The organism is Undibacterium paludis (assembly GCF_022568815.1).
In the GTDB taxonomy this organism is placed as follows: Bacteria; Pseudomonadota; Gammaproteobacteria; order Burkholderiales; family Burkholderiaceae_D; genus Undibacterium.
On sequence record NZ_JAKZHX010000013.1, the window covers coordinates 1 to 18,054 of the forward strand.

15 protein-coding genes are annotated in these 18,054 nt (G+C 50.9%); 5 read left to right on the top strand and 10 right to left on the bottom strand.

The features are described from left to right. Window positions 1–204: 204 nt before the first annotated feature. The 3 genes from nth to LZ463_RS21185 all read right to left on the bottom strand — a co-directional run bounded on the left by nth (window position 205) and on the right by LZ463_RS21185 (window position 2,904). Window positions 205–852: an endonuclease III gene (gene nth / locus LZ463_RS21175; protein ID WP_241458199.1), complete on the bottom strand. Its 648-nt coding sequence runs from the start codon at window positions 850–852 to the stop codon at window positions 205–207. Further along, on the bottom strand, window positions 849–1,547 hold the full coding sequence (gene rsxB, locus LZ463_RS21180; RefSeq protein WP_241458201.1) for an electron transport complex subunit RsxB: 699 nt from the start codon (window positions 1,545–1,547) through the stop codon (window positions 849–851). Before rsxB ends, nth begins: the two co-directional genes overlap by 4 nt. 121 nt (window positions 1,548–1,668) lie before the next feature. Next, a complete protein-coding gene (locus LZ463_RS21185; RefSeq protein WP_241458203.1) occupies window positions 1,669–2,904 on the bottom strand; it encodes a polyhydroxyalkanoate depolymerase in 1,236 nt (411 codons plus the stop codon). A 486-nt stretch (window positions 2,905–3,390) separates the two neighbouring features. On the opposite strand from LZ463_RS21185, the gene LZ463_RS21190 reads away from it, so the two are divergent. Continuing rightward, the gene (locus LZ463_RS21190; protein ID WP_241458205.1) at window positions 3,391–7,683 is read left to right on the top strand and encodes a response regulator; all 4,293 of its coding nucleotides are present in this window, start codon (window positions 3,391–3,393) and stop codon (window positions 7,681–7,683) included. A gap of 71 nt (window positions 7,684–7,754) precedes the next feature. After that, the gene (locus LZ463_RS21195; RefSeq protein ID WP_241458207.1) at window positions 7,755–8,879 is read left to right on the top strand and encodes a response regulator; all 1,125 of its coding nucleotides are present in this window, start codon (window positions 7,755–7,757) and stop codon (window positions 8,877–8,879) included. Between the two features lie 273 nt (window positions 8,880–9,152). On the opposite strand, the gene LZ463_RS21200 is transcribed toward LZ463_RS21195, so the two are convergent. Together LZ463_RS21200 and fdxA are read right to left on the bottom strand one after the other, a co-directional pair. Next, window positions 9,153–10,223 carry an NAD(P)/FAD-dependent oxidoreductase gene (locus LZ463_RS21200; protein WP_241458209.1) on the bottom strand — a complete coding sequence of 357 codons (1,071 nt, stop codon included), beginning with the start codon at window positions 10,221–10,223 and terminating at the stop codon, window positions 9,153–9,155. Window positions 10,224–10,282: 59 nt separating this feature from the next. Continuing rightward, on the bottom strand, window positions 10,283–10,606 hold the full coding sequence (gene fdxA / locus LZ463_RS21205) for a ferredoxin FdxA (RefSeq protein WP_241458211.1): 324 nt from the start codon (window positions 10,604–10,606) through the stop codon (window positions 10,283–10,285). Window positions 10,607–10,998: 392 nt separating this feature from the next. On the opposite strand from fdxA, the gene LZ463_RS21210 reads away from it, so the two are divergent. Then, window positions 10,999–11,964 (top strand): 2-hydroxyacid dehydrogenase, encoded by a 966-nt coding sequence (locus LZ463_RS21210; RefSeq protein WP_241458213.1) that lies wholly within the window; start codon window positions 10,999–11,001, stop codon window positions 11,962–11,964. On the opposite strand, the gene LZ463_RS21215 is transcribed toward LZ463_RS21210, so the two are convergent. Continuing rightward, window positions 11,954–12,208, bottom strand: a complete 255-nt coding sequence (locus LZ463_RS21215) for an acyl-CoA-binding protein (RefSeq protein ID WP_241458215.1) — start codon at window positions 12,206–12,208, stop codon at window positions 11,954–11,956. The genes LZ463_RS21210 and LZ463_RS21215 overlap by 11 nt on opposite strands. 123 nt (window positions 12,209–12,331) lie before the next feature. Then, window positions 12,332–13,033 (bottom strand): UPF0149 family protein, encoded by a 702-nt coding sequence (locus tag LZ463_RS21220; protein WP_241458217.1) that lies wholly within the window; start codon window positions 13,031–13,033, stop codon window positions 12,332–12,334. Between the two features lie 102 nt (window positions 13,034–13,135). On the opposite strand from LZ463_RS21220, the gene LZ463_RS21225 reads away from it, so the two are divergent. After that, window positions 13,136–14,152 (top strand): serine/threonine protein kinase, encoded by a 1,017-nt coding sequence (locus LZ463_RS21225; protein ID WP_241458219.1) that lies wholly within the window; start codon window positions 13,136–13,138, stop codon window positions 14,150–14,152. Window positions 14,153–14,227: 75 nt separating this feature from the next. After that, window positions 14,228–14,899: a ribose-5-phosphate isomerase RpiA gene (gene rpiA / locus LZ463_RS21230; RefSeq protein ID WP_241458220.1), complete on the top strand. Its 672-nt coding sequence runs from the start codon at window positions 14,228–14,230 to the stop codon at window positions 14,897–14,899. Between the two features lie 90 nt (window positions 14,900–14,989). On the opposite strand, the gene LZ463_RS21235 is transcribed toward rpiA, so the two are convergent. The 3 genes from LZ463_RS21235 to LZ463_RS21245 all read right to left on the bottom strand — a co-directional run bounded on the left by LZ463_RS21235 (window position 14,990) and on the right by LZ463_RS21245 (window position 17,968). After that, window positions 14,990–15,262: an oxidative damage protection protein gene (locus tag LZ463_RS21235; RefSeq protein ID WP_241458222.1), complete on the bottom strand. Its 273-nt coding sequence runs from the start codon at window positions 15,260–15,262 to the stop codon at window positions 14,990–14,992. Window positions 15,263–15,329: 67 nt separating this feature from the next. Further along, window positions 15,330–16,640 carry an amino-acid N-acetyltransferase gene (argA, locus tag LZ463_RS21240; RefSeq protein WP_241458224.1) on the bottom strand — a complete coding sequence of 437 codons (1,311 nt, stop codon included), beginning with the start codon at window positions 16,638–16,640 and terminating at the stop codon, window positions 15,330–15,332. 173 nt (window positions 16,641–16,813) lie between these two features. Beyond that, window positions 16,814–17,968 (bottom strand): tetratricopeptide repeat protein, encoded by a 1,155-nt coding sequence (locus tag LZ463_RS21245; RefSeq protein WP_241458226.1) that lies wholly within the window; start codon window positions 17,966–17,968, stop codon window positions 16,814–16,816. Window positions 17,969–18,054 lie beyond the last annotated feature (86 nt).

Below are 18,054 nucleotides of genomic sequence, written 5' to 3' on the forward strand. Positions count from 1 at the left end.
GATGGGCGAGAAATCGCCCAAGAGTTGAGAAGAATGGGGAAATGGCTTCCCCAATTTATAGAAATCATCATGTTCCGGCGGCAATTTTTATGCCTTGGCCTGACCATGATTTTTAAATCTGAAAAATTAGAACTTAATTAGACGTTCCTTAGAGTTTAAAAAGGGCTTGCCTGCAGGCTCTTTTTCCATGGATACCCTTATGTTTTATACGGTCTCAGGCAAGGGTGTTTTTTGCTTGAATTCGCACAGGTCGGCAATCATGCAGTTCCAGCATTTGGGTTTTCTGGCAATGCAGGTATAACGTCCGTGCAGGATCAACCAGTGATGGGCGTCCTGCCTGAATTCTGGTGGGACAAATTTCATCAATTTTTCTTCGACGATATCGACATTTTTCCCAGGGGCGATACCGGTACGGTTTGACACGCGAAAGATATGTGTATCAACGGCGATGGTGGGTTCGCCAAATGCGGTATTCATGACTACATTGGCAGTCTTGCGACCGACCCCTGGTAAGGCCTCCAGCGCTTCGCGCTGGCGCGGTACTTCACTGCCATGTTCTGTCATCAGTATGCGGCAAGTTTCGATCACATTCTTTGCCTTGGTGCGAAACAGGCCTATGGTCTGGATGTAAGGGATCAGGCCATCTACACCCAGGGCGTGAATTGTTTCTGGCTTGTTGGCGACAGGGTAAAGCAGGCGCGTTGCTTTATTCACTGATACATCGGTAGCCTGTGCCGACAACAGGACGGCGATCAGCAATTCAAACGGTGTCGTGTATTCCAGTTCTGTCGTCGGGTGCGGGTTTTGCTGTTGCAGGCGTGCAAAAATGGCGTGGCGTTTTGCTGCGTTCATTCCTTTTTATCCTTGTTATTATCGTCTGTCCCGGCCTGCAGTTTTTTAAGGCGAGCTCTTTCTATTGCAGCAGCAATGATGGCTTTTTTGCGCTCCTTGCTGGCGATTTCTTCTGCACTCAGGGCTGGCTCTGTTTCCAGTGCCAATAGTTTGGCGGCTGCCTTGGCTGCAAGGCGCTCGTCATTCTCCTGTTTTTCCCTGATTAGCCGTTGATTGCGGAAGTTGAATTGCTGGCGAGCCTTATCGGCCAGGGGCTGGCTCCAGGCATCCCAGCCAGTTTTTCCTGTGGTTAGTGGCACCATGCTGATGCAATCAACGGGGCAGGGTGCTACACAGAGATCGCAGCCAGTACAGAGATCGCTGAGAATGCTGTGCATTTGTTTGGGCGCGCCGATAATCGCATCGACAGGGCATGCCTGTATGCACAGCGTACAGCCTATGCAATAGGCCTCGTCTATCTGGGCTACCGGTCTTTCTCTTTCCAGACCATGGCTGACATCAAGCGGGATGACCGGCTTGCCAAGGATATTGGCCAGGCGCAGTATACCTTCCTGTCCACCAGGCGGGCATTGATTGTAGTTTGCATTGCCGTTGGCGATGGCTTCGGCATAGGGGCGGCATGCAGGGTAACCGCATTTTGTACACTGGGTTTGCGGTAAGGCGTTTTCAAGCTGGTCTGCAAGGGTATCGGGCACGGCGCATCACAAAAAACATAAGAGAGGCATGATTATCCCCCCAAAGTCAGGTGACTACAAATAAAAAAGCCACCGTCTTTTCAGAGGGTGGCTTGAAGTGAAACTGATTTGCAAAGATGGTTCAGGAATGTTCTTTGATGAATTCACCGATTTTCGGACAGATGATGTCGCGCCAGCGACGGCCTGAGAATATGCCGTAATGACCGGCACCCGGGGCTACATAATCCTGTTTCATGCTGGCAGGAATGTTGCTGCACAAGTCGTGTGCTGCCTGGGTTTGACCGGCACCGGAAATGTCATCGAGTTCACCTTCGACCGTGAACAGGGCGACAGTTTTGATGTCCTGGGGCCTGACCAGCTTGCCTTCGACTTCCCAGGTGCCCATGGGCAGGCGGAATTCCTGGAACACTGTCTTGATGGTTTCCAGATAGTATTCAGCAGGCATGTCGAGCACCGCATTGTATTCATCATAAAACTTGCGATGCTGTTCTGCGGATTCATCATCACCTTGCACCAGATGCTGGTAGTAATCCCAGTGACTTTGCGCATGACGGTCAGGATTCATGGCAACAAAACCTGTGTGTTGCAGGAAGCCTGGATAAACCTTGCGGCCGTAGCCAGGATAGTTGGCTGGAACGCTGTAAATCACCGTGTTTTCAAACCAGGAGAATTTCTTTTCCGTAGCCAGGTTATTGACCTGAGTAGGTGATTTGCGCGGGTCTATTGGCCCTCCCATCAAGGTCATGGTTTTTGGCAGCAAAGGGTCTTTGGCTGTTGCCATCAAAGAGATGGCGGCCAGGACCGGTACAGTAGGCTGGCAAACTGAAATGACATGGGTGTCTGCACCGAGGAAGTGGATAAAGTCCCGGATGTAATAGATGTAGTCATGCAGATGGAAAGGGCCGGCAGACAAAGGCACCATGCGAGCATCCGTCCAGTCGGTGATATACACATCATGCTTGGGTAGCAGACCACGTACCGTGTCGCGCAACAGGGTCGAATGGTGGCCTGACAACGGTGCTACAAGCAAGACCTTGGGCTGATCAAGTTTGGCGAATTCCTTGTCACTGAGTACTTTCTTGAAATGCAGAAGCTTACAGAAAGGTTTGATGACGGCAGTACTTTGTGAGATTTCAACGACCTGCTTGTCTATTGTCGTGGAGGTGATACCAAATTCTGGTTTTTCGTAATCTTTGCCAAGACGGAACAGTAATTCATATCCGGCTGCTATTCTTTGCGAATAGGGCGTATGCGCCAGCGGCGAAACCGGGTTTGTGAACAGTTTGGAAGATGCTTCTGCCCATTGCGTCAAGGGATTCAGAAAAGCGCGATTAAGCTCATGAATTTGATAAAGCATAGTGAATCTTTCAAATAGGGTGCAGGGACATATCTGTTGAAACTACACGACTGTTCCAGACGTATGACCAAGCGAAAAAAGCTTAGAAAAAACACTGATTTGTACTGTTGCAATGCATCATAAACCAGTTTTAAAAATTTGGGGCCGAGCAAAGGAATTGCTTAACCAGTTGGTGTGAATTAATGTTAAATTATTGACCGATATGCAATGATTTCTTGTGGAAATGTTGATATTTAAGTTATTTTCTGCAGTTGGTCGTTGTAATTTTTGCCGTGAATTCAAATAGTGTAGTGATGTGGCTTCTAAAAAAAGCGACAGTTCTGATGATGCTTATTGATAAACCTCTCATAAGCTTCTTCATAGCAGTTAAGATGGCGGTATGTCTGATTGTCTGGCAAATAATGAATCAAAACAATGAGCCTGGACCATGTGCAGTTATCGATTTGATTTTTCATGGCATCATTTCTTACTGAAGAGCTGAGTAGAATGAGTAAAGATAGTTCTCTGGCAGGAATCCACTGGCGCGAGCTTTGCATGAACGCCCTGGACTTGATGCGCGACACACCTGGCGATGGTCGTAAGGTCGCCGCATCCATCCGGCAGCAGGAGTCAGGCCGTAACGATCCGAATGCACTGATTGCAGCCGATGTGATTGATGCTTTTGCTGATTATTTCGACGATCAGATGGATAAGGCAGCCCCGGTTTTCGAGCGCGCTGCTACCCTGTTTGAATCTGTTGACGAACATGAGGGCATGGCCTTCGCCCTGTTTGGTACTGTCGCCGTATGGCGTCGCCGCGGCCAGGTGCAGGAAGCTTATGCACTGACTCATGCCCGTATCGTCCCGGCCTTGCGCATGAAGGTCAGCCGCATATCCATTGTTGTCTACAATACCCTGGGTATTCTGGCGCAAGAGCTTGGCTATACCGAAGAAGCAATACGACATTTTTATACTGCTCTTAATGATGCGCGCGCCTTGCAGATGCCAAATCGTGTTGCACAGGTGACGGCCAATCTGGGTGAGATTTTTTATGTCAGCGGCAATGCCGAAGATGCCGAAGTCTTGCTGCAGGAAGCAAGGGAAATCGCTGTCAACTCTTCCGAGCGCTGGCTGGCCCCATTTGTGTCGACCATGCTGGCCCTGTGCAAGGTGTCGCTGGACAAGTACGAAGAGGCTTATCAGACCATTGCTTCTTACATTGTTGGCATTAAAAGCGGCGCTGGCTCAGACACCTCCAGCAGGGCTTTCTGCCTGTCAGTGGCAGCCTATACCCTGGCCATGCGCGGGCAGCTGGAAGAGGCTGACAAACTCAGTGCGACAGCCATGAGCCTGCTCGACAATTTCGAAGACAAACACCTGAAGCCGTACAGCTGGTGGGTCAGTGGGCATTTGCACCGCTGCCACAAGCGCTACCCTGAAGCCATACGCGACTTGACGCGTGCAATCGATGAGATAGGCGGTAAGGGCTACATCTATATGCCCTTGCGAGCCATCAAGGAGTTGTCCGAGATATTTACTGAGCAGGGCGAGTGGCAAAAAGCCTATTACGAGCAAAAACGTTACCTGGATTTATTTGGTCGGGCCCAGGGCTTGGCTACCCGGGTTCATGTGCAGACCTTGCATATCCGTAACGAATTAAAAGAGGCTGACCTGGCAAGGCGCATGGCTGAAAGAGCCATGGTAGAACGACGCCAGCTCGAAGATGAACTCAAGCGCATGCTGGCAGAGCGCGAGACAATACTGGAAAATTCCATCGTTGGCATGGTGTTTCTGAATAATCAGGGGCGCGTGCAATGGGTGAACACACCCCTGTGCCAGATATTCGGGGTAGAACGCGACAAGGTGCTCGGCGCTTCGCTGGAGCCTTTCTATGCATCCCGCGAGGCGTATCTGGAATCCGGGGCCGCCGTCAATCGATCAGTATTGCTTGGTGATGCCTATGAAACAGAGCTGAAGATGCGTCGCTCCGATGGCAGCTTGTTCTGGGTACATTTTTCCGGACGTGCGGTTGACAAGACGAACCTGACTCATGGCACGGTCTGGGTCGTCATGGATATTTCTGCCCGACGTCAACTGGAAGAGGACCTGAGCAAGTCCGAGCAGCATTACCGGCAACTGATCAATAATGTCACTGAAGGTATTCTTGTGGTGCAGGATGGACGTATCGTCTTTGCCAATCCGCGCGTGCAGAGCCTGACCGGATATAACGCTGAGCAGCTTGCTCAGATGTCTTTCATCACAGCGATTTATCCTGAAGACCGGCCCATGGTGATTGATCACCATACCAGACGGCTGCGCGGTGAAGTGGTCGAACAGTATTATCACTTCCGGATAGAAAACAATCTGACCCGCAGCATTATCTGGGTGGAATTGTCTGCCGTCCTGATCGATTGGGAGGGCCGCTCGGCTACTCTGTCTTTTGTGTCTGATATTACGCAGAGAAAATTACTTGAGTCCCAGCTTAAGGAAAGCATGGCCGAGCAGATACGTCTGCAAACCTTGCAAATGCAAAATGAATTGAAAGAAGCAGAGATGGCGCGTCGTCATGCAGAAGAGACGACCGAAGCCAAGTCCATGTTTCTGGCAAACATGAGTCATGAGATTCGTACGCCGATGAATGCCATCATAGGCATGGCCCATCTGGCACTCAGGACTGACTTGGATGCCAAACAAAAAGACTATGTGGAAAAAATTCACAAGGCAGGTATTTCACTGCTAGGTATCATCAACGATATTCTGGACTTTTCAAAGATCGAAGCAGGTAAATTGAATATCGAGCAGGTAGATTTCAATCTAGATGATGTCCTCAACAATATTTCTGCCGTCACTACGGATAAGGCTGACGAAAAAGGACTGGAATTTTTGTTCAGGGCGCCGCCCGATATTCCACGCTACCTGAACGGCGATCCTTTGCGCTTGGGGCAGGTATTGATCAACCTGATCAATAATGCCATCAAGTTCACCGAACAAGGTGAGATTTACGTCAATTGCCACATGCAGGAAATGTCTGCGGGCAAGGTTAAATTGAGTTTTGAAGTGCGTGACACTGGCATAGGCATGACGGAAGAGCAGGCGCAAAAACTGTTCCGCCCTTTCAGTCAGGCCGATGAGTCGACCACGCGCAAATTTGGCGGTACCGGTCTGGGCCTGTCCATCTCTAAGGGAATGGTCGAATTGATGGGAGGGGAAATCAGCCTGGACAGTGAGGCCGGACGCGGCACCAGCGTGCGCTTCAGCAGCTGGTTCGGTATTGCGCAACCGTCTGTGCAGCATCAGGTTGTGCCGGGAGCCATCAATGGTATGCGTTTGCTGATTGTTGATGACAATCCGGCCGCTGCTGAAATCCTGCAGGAGATACTGATTGAATTGCCGGTAGATATTGATGTCGTTGATAACGGTGCGGCAGCCCTGCAGGCTGTGCGGGAATGTAATCTTACCCATCCTTATGGCGTGATATTTACTGATCTGCGCATGCCCGAAATGGATGGACTGGAACTGATTACTTATCTCAAGCGCGATGGTTCATTGCAGCCCGCGCCTTTGACGGTACTGGTCAGTGCCCATGGTCGTGAAGAAGTCAGTTATCGTGAGGACATCGCCTTGCCTGACGGATTCCTGACCAAGCCGGTCAATGCCTCAACCCTGGTTGATTGTCTGGTCGAATTGTTTTCCAGTACCAGTTATGCCATACCGAACAATCACGGCATCCTTGTGCCCAAGTACGCGAATTTGCGTGTGCTGCTGGTTGAGGACAATGAGATCAATCAGCAAATTGCCCGCGAGTTGATGGAGGCCGCGGGCGTCGCCGTGGATATTGCCGGTAATGGCCGTGTCGCTGTGGAAATGGTGAGGAATGCCGGACCGGACTACTATGGCGTGGTATTCATGGATGTGCAAATGCCGGAAATGGATGGACATGAAGCAACCAGGCACATACGTGCGAATCCGATATTTGACGGCCTGCCTATCGTGGCCATGACCGCCCATGCCATGGTGGAAGAGCGTGAGCTGTGTTTTGCCTCTGGCATGAACGCACATCTGGCCAAGCCTATCAGTCCGAAAGAGTTGTATCACGCCATATCTCATTGGTGCCCGGATCACGTGTCAGGCAATAGTTTCGATAACCTGCAGTTGCCAATGCAGGAAGGAGGCAATAGTTTGCGTATCGAGGGCATTGATGTGGAAGAGGGCTTGAGCCGTACTCTGGGTAATCGCCCTTTTTACCTGGAGCTGCTATCGCGGTTTTGTGATGACCAGAGAAATGTGATTGATCACATAACTGCTGCATTGGAGGCGGGTGATAATTTGCTGGCAGAAAGGCTGGCGCATACTCTCAAGGGCGTGGCAGGTCTGATCGGGGCAAAAACGATACAGCCATTGGCAACCGAGCTGGAATTGAAACTGCATGGCGATGCCGAAGTTGTGGATTTGCAGCCTTTGCTGATTGAATGTGCAGAAAAAATGCATGCCACCGTCAATGCCATAGATCAGGTATTGGCGTTGGAGAAATCGTCAAATAAAACTGAGGTCAAGGCAACAGAAGTGTTGGTGGTCGATCATGAGTTGATGCAGGCTCTGCTTGTAAAATGCTGTAACTTGTTGCGTGATTACGATGGCGAGGCAGTCGACTTGCTGTTAGAGTCAGGTGAAATGATTGCCAATGCCTTTGGGGCGGACGTGCACAAGCAGATCATGCGTGCCGTACGGCAATTTGACTACGATGCGGCGTTGAGCTTGTTGAGCAATAATGCAAAAAACCTCGGATATGAAATACTTTGATTTGATGGGATTCAGTTTGATGTCAGACATCAGGGAAGAGCGGGACCATTTACTTCTTGCAGAGGTGATAAATGAGTGAAGTATTCGATCAAAACGCCAAGCAGGTTATCCTGATTGTGGATGACACGCCGGATAATATCTCGCTGCTGTCGGGGTTGCTGAAAGACCAGTACAAGATCAAGATTGCTACCAATGGCTTGAAAGCCTTGCAGATTGCTTCCAGCCGGCCCGGCCCTGATTTGATACTGCTTGATGTCATGATGCCCGAGATGGACGGATACGAGACTTGCCGGCGCCTGAAGGCTGATCCTGCCACCGTGGATATACCCATCATTTTCCTGACGGCCAAGAGCCAGGTGCAAGACGAAGAAATGGGCTTGCGACTGGGTGCCGTTGATTACATCAGCAAACCTATTAGCCCGCCTATTGTGCTGGCGCGGGTGGCAACCCAGCTCAACCTGGTGCGCGCAAGACATTTGTTGCAGGACCAAAACAAGCATCTTGAAAGTCTGGTGCAAGACAGGACGCGCAAACTGGCCAAGATGCAGGACGCCATCATCATGGCCATGGCCTCGCTGGCCGAGACGCGCGACAATGAAACCGGCAATCATATCCGTCGCACGCAAAATTATGTGGCGGCACTGGCGCGCAAGCTGAAGAATCATCCACGTTTTTCCAATGAATTAAGTGATGAAAATATTGAGCTGCTCTATAAATCTGCTCCTCTGCATGACATCGGCAAGGTTGGCATACCGGACAATATTCTCTTGAAACCCGACAAACTGACCTCAGAAGAGTTTGAGGTAATGAAGTTGCATACTACTTACGGGCGTGAGACCATCATCTCGGTAGAAACATACCTGGGTGAGAGTAATGAGTTTTTACGTTTTGCCCGTGAGATTACTTATTCGCATCAGGAAAAATGGGATGGTTCAGGCTACCCGGAAAACCTGGTGGGCGACGCCATCCCTTTGTCGGCACGTTTGATGGCGGTAGCTGATGTCTACGATGCCCTGATTTCCCGGCGCATCTATAAACCGGCGTTCAGTCACGAAGAGGCGATCAGCATCATGCGCAAGGGAAACGGCAGTCACTTTGATCCGGATATCCTTGAGGCGTTTTTGCAAATCACGGATGAGTTTCATCAGATTGCCAATCAATTCAAGGAATCAGATTCGGCGGTGCCCAAATTCTAATGGACTTTAGCAGTGAAAGTCGGAGAGCCTGCCAAGTGTGGGACGATCATGGCTGCGTTGCAAATACTCGCGATAGCTATGCTATCTCTTCGCTTTTTTATTAACATCTTGGCTTGCCCTGATTTACCGCGTGTCCTTCACTCTCGATGTCACTGTGACAGTCCGGCAGGATAGTCATTGTCAGGACAGGCTCAGTAGTTTTAAAAACAAAAAAGCGCAAAAATTTGCGCTTTTTTGTTTTTTGTTGAGTGGTTTTACTACCCGGATGTTGAGTTAATCAAAAACCGGTGTTTCGACGCCAAGAATCTTGTGCAGCTTCGGCGATGTCGTGGTGTACTGCATGTGGATTTTCTTGTCAGGGAAAATATACGGTGCAGCACCAAATGCCGCCAATGCAGCTTCATGGAAGCCGGAAAGGATCAGTTTTTTCTTGCCTGGGTAGGTATTGATGTCGCCTACGGCAAATATCCCTGGAACATTGGTTTCGAACTTTTCTGTGTTCATGACCTTCAGTTGCTTACGCTCTATGTCCAGACCCCATTCTGCGATAGGACCAAGTTTTGGCGACAGACCGAAGAATACCAGCAGATTGTCCAGCGGCATGCGACGGGTAACGCCATCGGCGCCGGTAACCTTGATTTCAGATAGCAGGTCATCCTTGGTTTCTATGCCTGTCACCTGGCCTATGGTCAATTGCATTTCATAGTTGTCGCACAGTTCCTTCATCTTGGCGACAGAGGCCGGTGCAGCACGGAAGTCTTCGCGACGGTGCAGCAGGACCACGGACTCAGCCTTGCCAACCAGGTTCAGCGCCCAGTCGAGGGCGGAATCACCGCCACCACAGATAACCAGGTTTTTGCCATGGAACTGGCTCGGGTCTTTGACACGATAAAAGACTTGCTTGTTCTCGAACGCTTCTATGCCTTCAACCTTCAGGGTGCGCGGCTGGAAGGAGCCAACGCCGGCAGCGATGAAGATGGTTTTGGTGATGAAGCGTGTGCCTGTCGATGTTTCCAGGTCAAAACGACCATCTTCACGACGCTCTACCAGGGTAACTTCCTGTCCCAGGTGGAAAGTCGGTTCAAATGGTTCTATCTGCTTGAGCAGGTTATCAGTCAGTTCCTGGCCGGTGCAGACTGGCACGGCAGGGATGTCGTAGATGGGTTTGTCGGGGTAGAGTTCCACGCATTGGCCGCCAACAACTGCCAGTGAGTCGATAACGTGGGCTTTGATTTCAAGCAGGCCCAATTCAAATACCTGGAACAGGCCAACCGGGCCCGCACCTACGATAACGGCATCTGCTTCAATGACGGCCTTGGCCGTGGTAGTTTGTTTATTTTCCATACGACGAGATGATTCCTGATATTGCGGAGTGGTTAGAGCTGCTTAGCTGATGCTCCGTATTACTTTTGCAGATATTGCAATTTGTCTTTGACATCTTTCCAGTCATCAGCATCTGGTAATGGTGCGACAGTTTTAGTAATCGAAGGCCAGCTACGCGTCAGATCAGCGTTGATCTTGATGAATTGCTGCTGGTCAGCTGGCACGTCTTCTTCCGCAAAAATCGCATTGGCCGGGCATTCTGCGACGCAAACGGCGCAATCTATACACTCATCAGGATCGATGATGAGGAAATTCGGGCCAGCACGGAAACAGTCCACCGGGCAGACATCCACACAATCGGTATAACGGCAGCGGATGCAGGATTCGGTCACAACGTGGGTCATAACAGTCCAATCTAAACTAAAAATTCGGGATTTGGGCACAGCAAAAGCGCAGAAAACAGGCGCATGGCTGCAAAGCCTTGTATTTTAAGGCAATTTAGCAGTTCTCACAAATCACGCTTATATACTTTGCGCATAAGCAAATGCTGACGGAAACCTGGATACATTGCTATTTGCGCAGCAGCGACTGGCTTCACCCCGGATTATAGGTCAGTCAGGCTGTGAGAATGTTGATCAGTGTCATCAGTCATGAATTTTCTTGAGTGCAATTCTGTGCTCAGATGAAAGTTGTTGATCTGCTATAGAACAGCTTAAAAATCGCTGGCGGCAAGGTATGATTTGCCTCGGATCTGTTTTGACAAATTATTTATTTGATCATTGAATTGAGTGCGCATATGAAACCAGCAATCATGGTAACAAGAGCAATATTTCCGGAGGTCCTGAGCAGACTGGAAGAGTATTTTGAAGTCGACTCCAATCAGGATGATATTATTTTCACGCCATCTGAGCTGGCGAGCAGACTCAAGGGCAAAGCTGGCGCATTGGCAACTGCCAGCGCCAGAATCAATGCCGAACTTTTGCAGCAGCTGCCGGGCTTGAAAATGGTGGCCAGCATGGCTGTTGGTTATGACAACATCGATGTGGCTGCCTGCACCGCACATGGCGTAATGGCCAGCAATACCCCGGAAGTCTTGAATGAAACCACAGCCGATTTCGGCTGGGCCCTGCTGATGGCGACAGCGAGACGCGTGACTGAGTCAGAACACTGGCTGCGTGCCGGGCACTGGACCAAATGGCGCTATGACTATTTTCTTGGACCGGATGTGCATGGATCCACACTCGGCATCATCGGTATGGGCAGGATAGGACAAGCCATAGCGCGGCGTTCCATGGGTTTCGATATGAAAGTTGTGTACCACAATCGTTCGAGGCTCAGTGCTGAGCAGGAGGCGCATGCCAATCATGCGCAATACGTTAGCAAAGAGGATTTGTTGCGTCAGTCCGACCATGTCGTGCTGGTTTTGCCGTATTCACCAGCTTCGCGTCACACAATTGCAGAGGCCGAACTGAATTTGATGAAGCCGACGGCTACTCTGGTCAATCTGGCTCGCGGGGGCATCGTTGATGATGCTGCCCTGATTGCAGCATTACGCAGCAAGCGTATCGCGGCGGCGGGGTTGGATGTTTTTGAGAATGAACCTAAATTCAATCCCGATTTTCTGACTTTGCAAAATGTCGTGCTGACGCCGCACATCGCAAGTGCTTCAGAGGCGACACGGCGGGCCATGGCGAATCGTGCAGCAGACAATCTGATAGCAGGCCTGACCGGCGGCAGGCCCGGAGATTTGCTTAACCCTTGAGGGAATTGATCAGATCTACGTATTGTTGCATGGCGGCTTCCTGGGTCGTGCCTTTCAGGCCTGCCCAGGCATCGAATTTGGCACGGCCGACAAAATCGGTCATGCCAGGGCGATCACCACTTGCATCCCCTGTACTGCCTTGCTTGAACAGGGAATAAATCTTCAGCAGCGTCATATTGTCAGGGCGTTCTGGCAGGTTTTTTGAATCAGCCAATGCCTGGTTGAATTGTTCTTGCAAGCTCATGATGGTCTCCAGCATGTAATTGAGAGGCATGAAAATAGCATGAAGATCTGCTGCTGGCACAGGTTTGCGCTAGAGGTTTCCCTCCAGCGCAAGCAGGAATGACTGTTTTGCTGAAAGGCTTTTTCAGTGCAACACAGGCTCGGCACCGCAGCAGACCTTGTACTTTTTACCGCTGCCGCAAGGGCAAGGGTCGTTCCTGCCGACCTTGGGGGCTTCGCGCTTGACTGTGGTGACGCCGGATTTACGTAAAGGCACCCAGAAGCGGCGTATGGCGGGGATGGATGCTTCCAGCGACAGCGCCAGTTCGTGGCATTTTTCCGGGGTATCGACAAACCTCAATTCGTCTTCTTCGATTTCTTCTGCACCGAGCAGGTAAATTGGCTGCAGCAGAGGGCCGATTTCTTCAGATTCCCAGGCGGCTTCCCAGGCTTCTTCGCGCAATTGCATGCCTTCCCAAAAGCCCCAGGCCCAGGTTTCACCATCTATCAATTCCTTGCCATTCTTTTCCATGACGCAGAACAGGGGTTCGTATTCCTGCGGTGCAACTTCAAAGGTGATCTGGATTTCATTCATGAAGCGGGCGATCAGGCCGGTAATGCGTTGCATTTCCTTATCGTTCTTGAATTTGGGTTCGCCCTGGTCTGGCAGGCCCCAGACCAGCGGTAGCCATTCAGCCATCGGTATCATCTCTGGCCCCAGGGCGATGGCCGTCAGATAGCCGTGCAGGGCGTCCATGGTCATGCCGTCATCGCCGACCTTGTCCGACATCAGGAATTTGTCGAGTTCGTTGAATTCTTTGTCGCTTAGTGGTTCGTCGAGATGCATGGCGTGACTCTTGTTAGGCAAGTATGAAAATACCCGAAGTTTAGCGCTTTGTTTGCCGGTTGTGCAGGACTTTTGCACTATGGATACGCTGGCACACGTACAATGACGGTTATGACAGAAATGATTTCCCCCGATTCCTTTGCCGGCCTGACCCCTGAACTGGTGCTTGATGCCGTTGAAAGCAGTGGCATGCGCAGCGATGGCCGCATGCTGGCTCTGAATAGTTATGAAAACCGCGTCTACCAGATCGGTATTGAAGATGCAGCCCCTGTAATTGCCAAGTTTTACCGGCCATTGCGCTGGTCCGATGCGGCGATTCAGGAAGAGCATGCTTTTGTCCGCGAGTTGCGATCGCATGAAATCCCGGTCATTGCGGCTTCGCAGGCCGAAAATGGTGACAGTCTGCGCCACTATCAGGGCTTTCGCTTCGCCTTGTTTGACAGACAAAGCGGCAGGGCGCCGGAAACTGGCGACCGGGCCACGCTGGAATGGCTGGGCCGGTTTATAGGTCGTATCCATTCTGTGGGAGCAGCAGCCAGTTATCAGGACCGCCCTGTTTTGAATATCCAGACCTTTGGCCTGGAACCAAGGGCCTGGTTGCTGGAGCATGATTTCATCCCTGCCGACCTGCTGGCCGCCTACGCCAGCGTCAGCCAGCAAGCCCTGGATGGTATACAGCGTTGCTATGACAGGGCTGGCGATATCCAGCCTATACGCCTGCATGGCGACTGTCACCTGGGTAATGTACTATGGCTGGAGTCCGGTCCACAGGCAGGACCGCATTTCGTTGATTTTGATGACAGCCGCATGGGCCCTGGCATACAGGATTTATGGATGCTGCTATCCGGTGATCGTGCTGACATGCAGCGTCAGTTGACTGACATCCTGGCTGGTTACGAAGATTTCTTTGAATTTGATTCACGCCAGCTATATTTGATCGAAGCGCTGCGCACATTACGGCTGATCCATTATTCGGCCTGGCTGGCCCAGCGCTGGCATGATCCAGCCTTTCCAGCGGCTTTTCCCTGGTTTAATAGCCAGCGCTATTGGCAAGACCGTATACTGGAGTTGCGCGAGCAGGTGGCTTTAATGGATGAACCTCCCTTGTGGCCAGTCTGATCTGGCTTGAAACTGGAAAGAAGCTGGCCTGCTGCTGTAAAATTCAGCCAATTTTTAACAGGATGGAATTGCACCATGACCCAGGATGAATTGAAACTTGCCGTAGCCCAGGCCGCTATTGCCTACGTTGTAGAGGGCGAAATCGTCGGCGTCGGTACGGGCTCGACAGCGAACTTCTTTATTGATGAGTTGGCCAAAATCAAGCACAAGATCAAGGCAGCCGTTGCCTCTTCAGAAGCAACGGCCGCACGTCTGCGCAGCCACGGCATTGCCGTACTCGATTTGAATGAGGTGACATCCATGCCCGTCTATATTGATGGTGCAGATGAAATTACTGCGCAAGGTGCGATGATCAAAGGTGGTGGCGCTGCATTGACACGTGAAAAAATCGTCGCTTCGGTTGCTGAAAAATTCATCTGTATCGCTGATGGCTCAAAACTGGTTGATGTGCTGGGTAAGTTCCCGCTGCCGGTGGAGGTCATTCCCATGTCGCATGCTGTTGTTGCCCGCAAGCTCAATGCGCTGGGAGGTGATGCCCGCCTGCGCATGAAAGATGGTCAGCCTTTGCTGACAGATAATGGCAATATGATACTCGACGTACACGGTATGCAGATCACTGACCCGGTTGCGACGGAAGCACAGATCAACAATATCGTCGGTGTGGTGACGGTGGGCTTGTTTGCGCGACAAGGAGCCAATGTCTGCCTGTTGGGCACGGCAGAAGGTGTCAAGACGTTGAAATTCTGAGTCGCAGCAAACTCTTGCCAGTCTGAGCAGGTTTGAGCAGTTAAAATGGAAAAGCCCGCAATAGCGGGCTTTTTCGTGTGTTTTTATTGCTTACTCTGTTGGTGGCACGTAACCGGAAGCAGCATCGGCGCCATCGCCAAAGAAATGCTTTTCCATCTGTGTCGCCAGGTATTTACGGGCACGGGTGTCAGCCAGGTTCAGGCGGTTTTCATTCACCAGCATGGTCTGGTGTTTGAGCCAGGCAGCCCAGGCTTCTTTTGATACGCTTTCAAAAATTCTCTTGCCCAGTTCACCTGGATATGGCGGGATATCCAGGCCTTCGGCTTCTTTGTCTAGTTTGATGCAGTGGACCATACGGGCCATGGTGTTACTCCTTTTTGCTAAATCTTGAAATCTTGAAAACCACATGCTGAATTATACGGCCTGACGCCTACAGTTGCTTGATCAGTACCAAAGACTTGCGTTGCCAGTTGTACATTTTTTGTCTGTCTTTGGGCAGGTCATCGACTGAGGCACTGACAAAACCGCGCTTCAAAAACCAGTGGGCAGTACGTGTCGTCAATACAAACAGACTGTGGAAACCGGCCCTCCTTGCGCGCTTTTCCATATGCTTGAGTATCCGTTCGCCGTCCCCTTGACTTTGTACATCAGGGTTGACAGTGAGGCAGGCCATCTCTGCCATCTTTTCGAAAGGGAAGGGATAGAGGGCGGCACAACCGAAAATCACGCCGTCATGCTCGATGACAGAGAAGTAATTGATTTCCCGTTCTATCAGTTCGCGGCCACGCTTGACCAGAGTGCCGTCGGCTTCCAGCGGTTCTATCAGCTTGATGATGCCGCCAACGTCTTCAATGGTGGCTTCGCGCAGGCTTTCCAGGTTTTCCGATGACACCATGGTGCCGACGCCATCATGGGTGAACAGTTCAAGCAACGCAGATCCATCCATCTTGTAAGGCACGATGTGTATCCGTGGCACACCGCCGCGCGATGCCTTGATGGCATGTTCCAGGTAAAAGGCAGAGTCAGGCGGAAGGTAATTGGCTTTTAATTCCTGCTCGGCCTGCATGAAGGACAATTCGCGGATTTCATCATTGTCCTGGTCCACCATCATCGGCGTCTCCGTGATGAAGATCAGTTTGTCGGCGCGCAGGGCTGTTGCCGCCGATACTGCCACGTCTTCCATGGTCAGGTTGAATGCTTCGCCGGTTGGTGAAAAACCCAGTGGCCCCAGCAGGACGAGGTTGCCAGCATCCAGAATGCGGTGCATGGTGTCATACGCCACTTTGCGGGCAATACCTGTGAGCTGGAAATCAACGCCGCCAACGATGCCTATGGGTTTGGCTGTGACAAAATTGCCAGAAATAATGCGTATGGCTGAATGGGCCATGGGTGTGTTGGGCAGGCCCTGGCTGAATGCAGCTTCTATGTCCAGGCGCAATTCGCCAGCCGCTTCTTTGGAGCACTCCAGGGCAGCAGTGTCGGTAATGCGTATGCCATTGTGAAAATGGCCTTCGACGTTACGCAGCGCCAGCTGTTCGGCCACCTGTGGTCGTGAGCCATGTACGATGACAATTTTGATGCCAAGTGCATGTAAAAGTGATAAGTCTTGCGCCAGCACTGGCAAGGCGCCTGCCATAACCAGTTCTCCGGGAAAGGCGACCACAAAGGTCTTTCCACGAAAGGCATGAATATATGGTGCGACCGAGCGCAGCCATTGAACGAATTGAACGGGATTTTCCATCCGCCAATTATAATCTGAGACGCGAAAATACATGGCTTGACATCGTGGTCGAATTTCCACATCGCCATGTATTATTAGCAGCCCACACTGTTTTGGCGGGCGGCCCCGGGTTCTGCCAGTTGACCAATAACGTGCGTGATCTCAGACAATTTCGCAGATGTATTAATGATGGTTCATTGATGACTGTATGCGGCTTTGATTTTTTCCAGCTTGCCGGCATATATATCATGTGATTTGCGGGTTGTGCTGCTGGCTTGCGCCAACACCAGTTCTTCGCGCGCATCGGCTATCTCGCCCAGTTTCAGGTAGGCTTGTGCTAGCCAGAAGTGGGATTGGTCATAATTGGGATCGCGTCTGATTTCGCGTTTGAAAAGGTTGCAGGCCTCCCTGAACTCGCCGCGCTCCATTGCCGCTATGCCACGGTTAAAAAAATAAAACGGAGGGTAAGGTTGTAACTGTTCGAGCCGGCCCTGATAGGTCAACGCTTCTGCCGGACGTTCGGTCTTGCGCAGTACTTCAATCAGGTTGCTCAAGGCCATTGTATTGTTTACATCAGTATCGAGTATCTGTTTAAAGACACTTTCTGCCAATACGAGATCCCCGTGCTGTCTATATACAACCCCAAGGGTATTGTAGGCAGCGAGAAAAGTCGGATCGCTGTGTAAAGCTGCGCGTGCATACCAGTACGCATCATCTACCTGATGTTTTGTCAGTGATTCGGCAGCACGGTTGTTGAAGTACATGGCAATGACGGTGATTTCCTTGAGTGGTACGGAGCGTTGTCCACGCAATTCAGCGGGTGGCAGAAAATCAATGACCATGGTTTGTGCGTAGTCTACCGTGCTATGGGTAAGTCCCTGGCGCCTTCCCAGAACAATATTCACATGACCGGTGGAAAAATAGATATCATCAGCGCGGCTCCATGACTCGTTCAGAATGATGTTCTGATATTGGACCTCCAGTCCCAATTGTTTGGCCAGGGCGGCGGTCATCAGTACCAATGACAGGCAATTACCTGAGCGTGCCTGAAATGCCTGTGCGGCATTCCGGGTCAGTTCTGCGTCATATTCAAGCCTGATCTGACTTTTGCTGGAAATGGCATCGAACAAGGCGCGATGTGGTCCCTTATTGAGGAACTGGGGGACGACCTCGTTTTTAAGGTAGGAATGCATTTCTTTGCTGACAGCCATCACCTGATCTGCATCAATAATAGTGCTAGGAGGCGCAAAGCCGGTATCGTTGAATTGCATGCTGGCGATTTTGGACGCATTCGTACTGGCGCAGGCAGTCAGTAAGCTGGTGAGTAGCAAAATGATCCAGGTCTTCATTCAGGGCCTTTTTTTGCGCGATGTTGATTAAAGAGCAATGTGCTTTTGCGTAATTACTGGGTGGGTTGAGCTGGGACTTTCGCCAA

Excerpts from the sequence above, each read along its gene's own strand:
- nth (WP_241458199.1), bottom strand. The coding sequence starts at position 852 with ATGAACGCAGCAAAACGCCACGCCATTTTTGCACGCCTGCAACAGCAA.
- LZ463_RS21185 (WP_241458203.1), bottom strand. The coding sequence starts at position 2,904 with ATGCTTTATCAAATTCATGAGCTTAATCGCGCTTTTCTGAATCCCTTG.
- LZ463_RS21190 (WP_241458205.1), top strand. The coding sequence starts at position 3,391 with ATGAGTAAAGATAGTTCTCTGGCAGGAATCCACTGGCGCGAGCTTTGC.
- LZ463_RS21195 (WP_241458207.1), top strand. The coding sequence starts at position 7,755 with ATGAGTGAAGTATTCGATCAAAACGCCAAGCAGGTTATCCTGATTGTG.
- LZ463_RS21200 (WP_241458209.1), bottom strand. The coding sequence starts at position 10,223 with ATGGAAAATAAACAAACTACCACGGCCAAGGCCGTCATTGAAGCAGAT.
- fdxA (WP_241458211.1), bottom strand. The coding sequence starts at position 10,606 with ATGACCCACGTTGTGACCGAATCCTGCATCCGCTGCCGTTATACCGAT.
- LZ463_RS21210 (WP_241458213.1), top strand. The coding sequence starts at position 10,999 with ATGAAACCAGCAATCATGGTAACAAGAGCAATATTTCCGGAGGTCCTG.
- LZ463_RS21215 (WP_241458215.1), bottom strand. The coding sequence starts at position 12,208 with ATGAGCTTGCAAGAACAATTCAACCAGGCATTGGCTGATTCAAAAAAC.
- LZ463_RS21220 (WP_241458217.1), bottom strand. The coding sequence starts at position 13,033 with ATGCATCTCGACGAACCACTAAGCGACAAAGAATTCAACGAACTCGAC.
- LZ463_RS21225 (WP_241458219.1), top strand. The coding sequence starts at position 13,136 with ATGACGGTTATGACAGAAATGATTTCCCCCGATTCCTTTGCCGGCCTG.
- rpiA (WP_241458220.1), top strand. The coding sequence starts at position 14,228 with ATGACCCAGGATGAATTGAAACTTGCCGTAGCCCAGGCCGCTATTGCC.
- LZ463_RS21235 (WP_241458222.1), bottom strand. The coding sequence starts at position 15,262 with ATGGCCCGTATGGTCCACTGCATCAAACTAGACAAAGAAGCCGAAGGC.
- argA (WP_241458224.1), bottom strand. The coding sequence starts at position 16,640 with ATGGAAAATCCCGTTCAATTCGTTCAATGGCTGCGCTCGGTCGCACCA.
- LZ463_RS21245 (WP_241458226.1), bottom strand. The coding sequence starts at position 17,968 with ATGAAGACCTGGATCATTTTGCTACTCACCAGCTTACTGACTGCCTGC.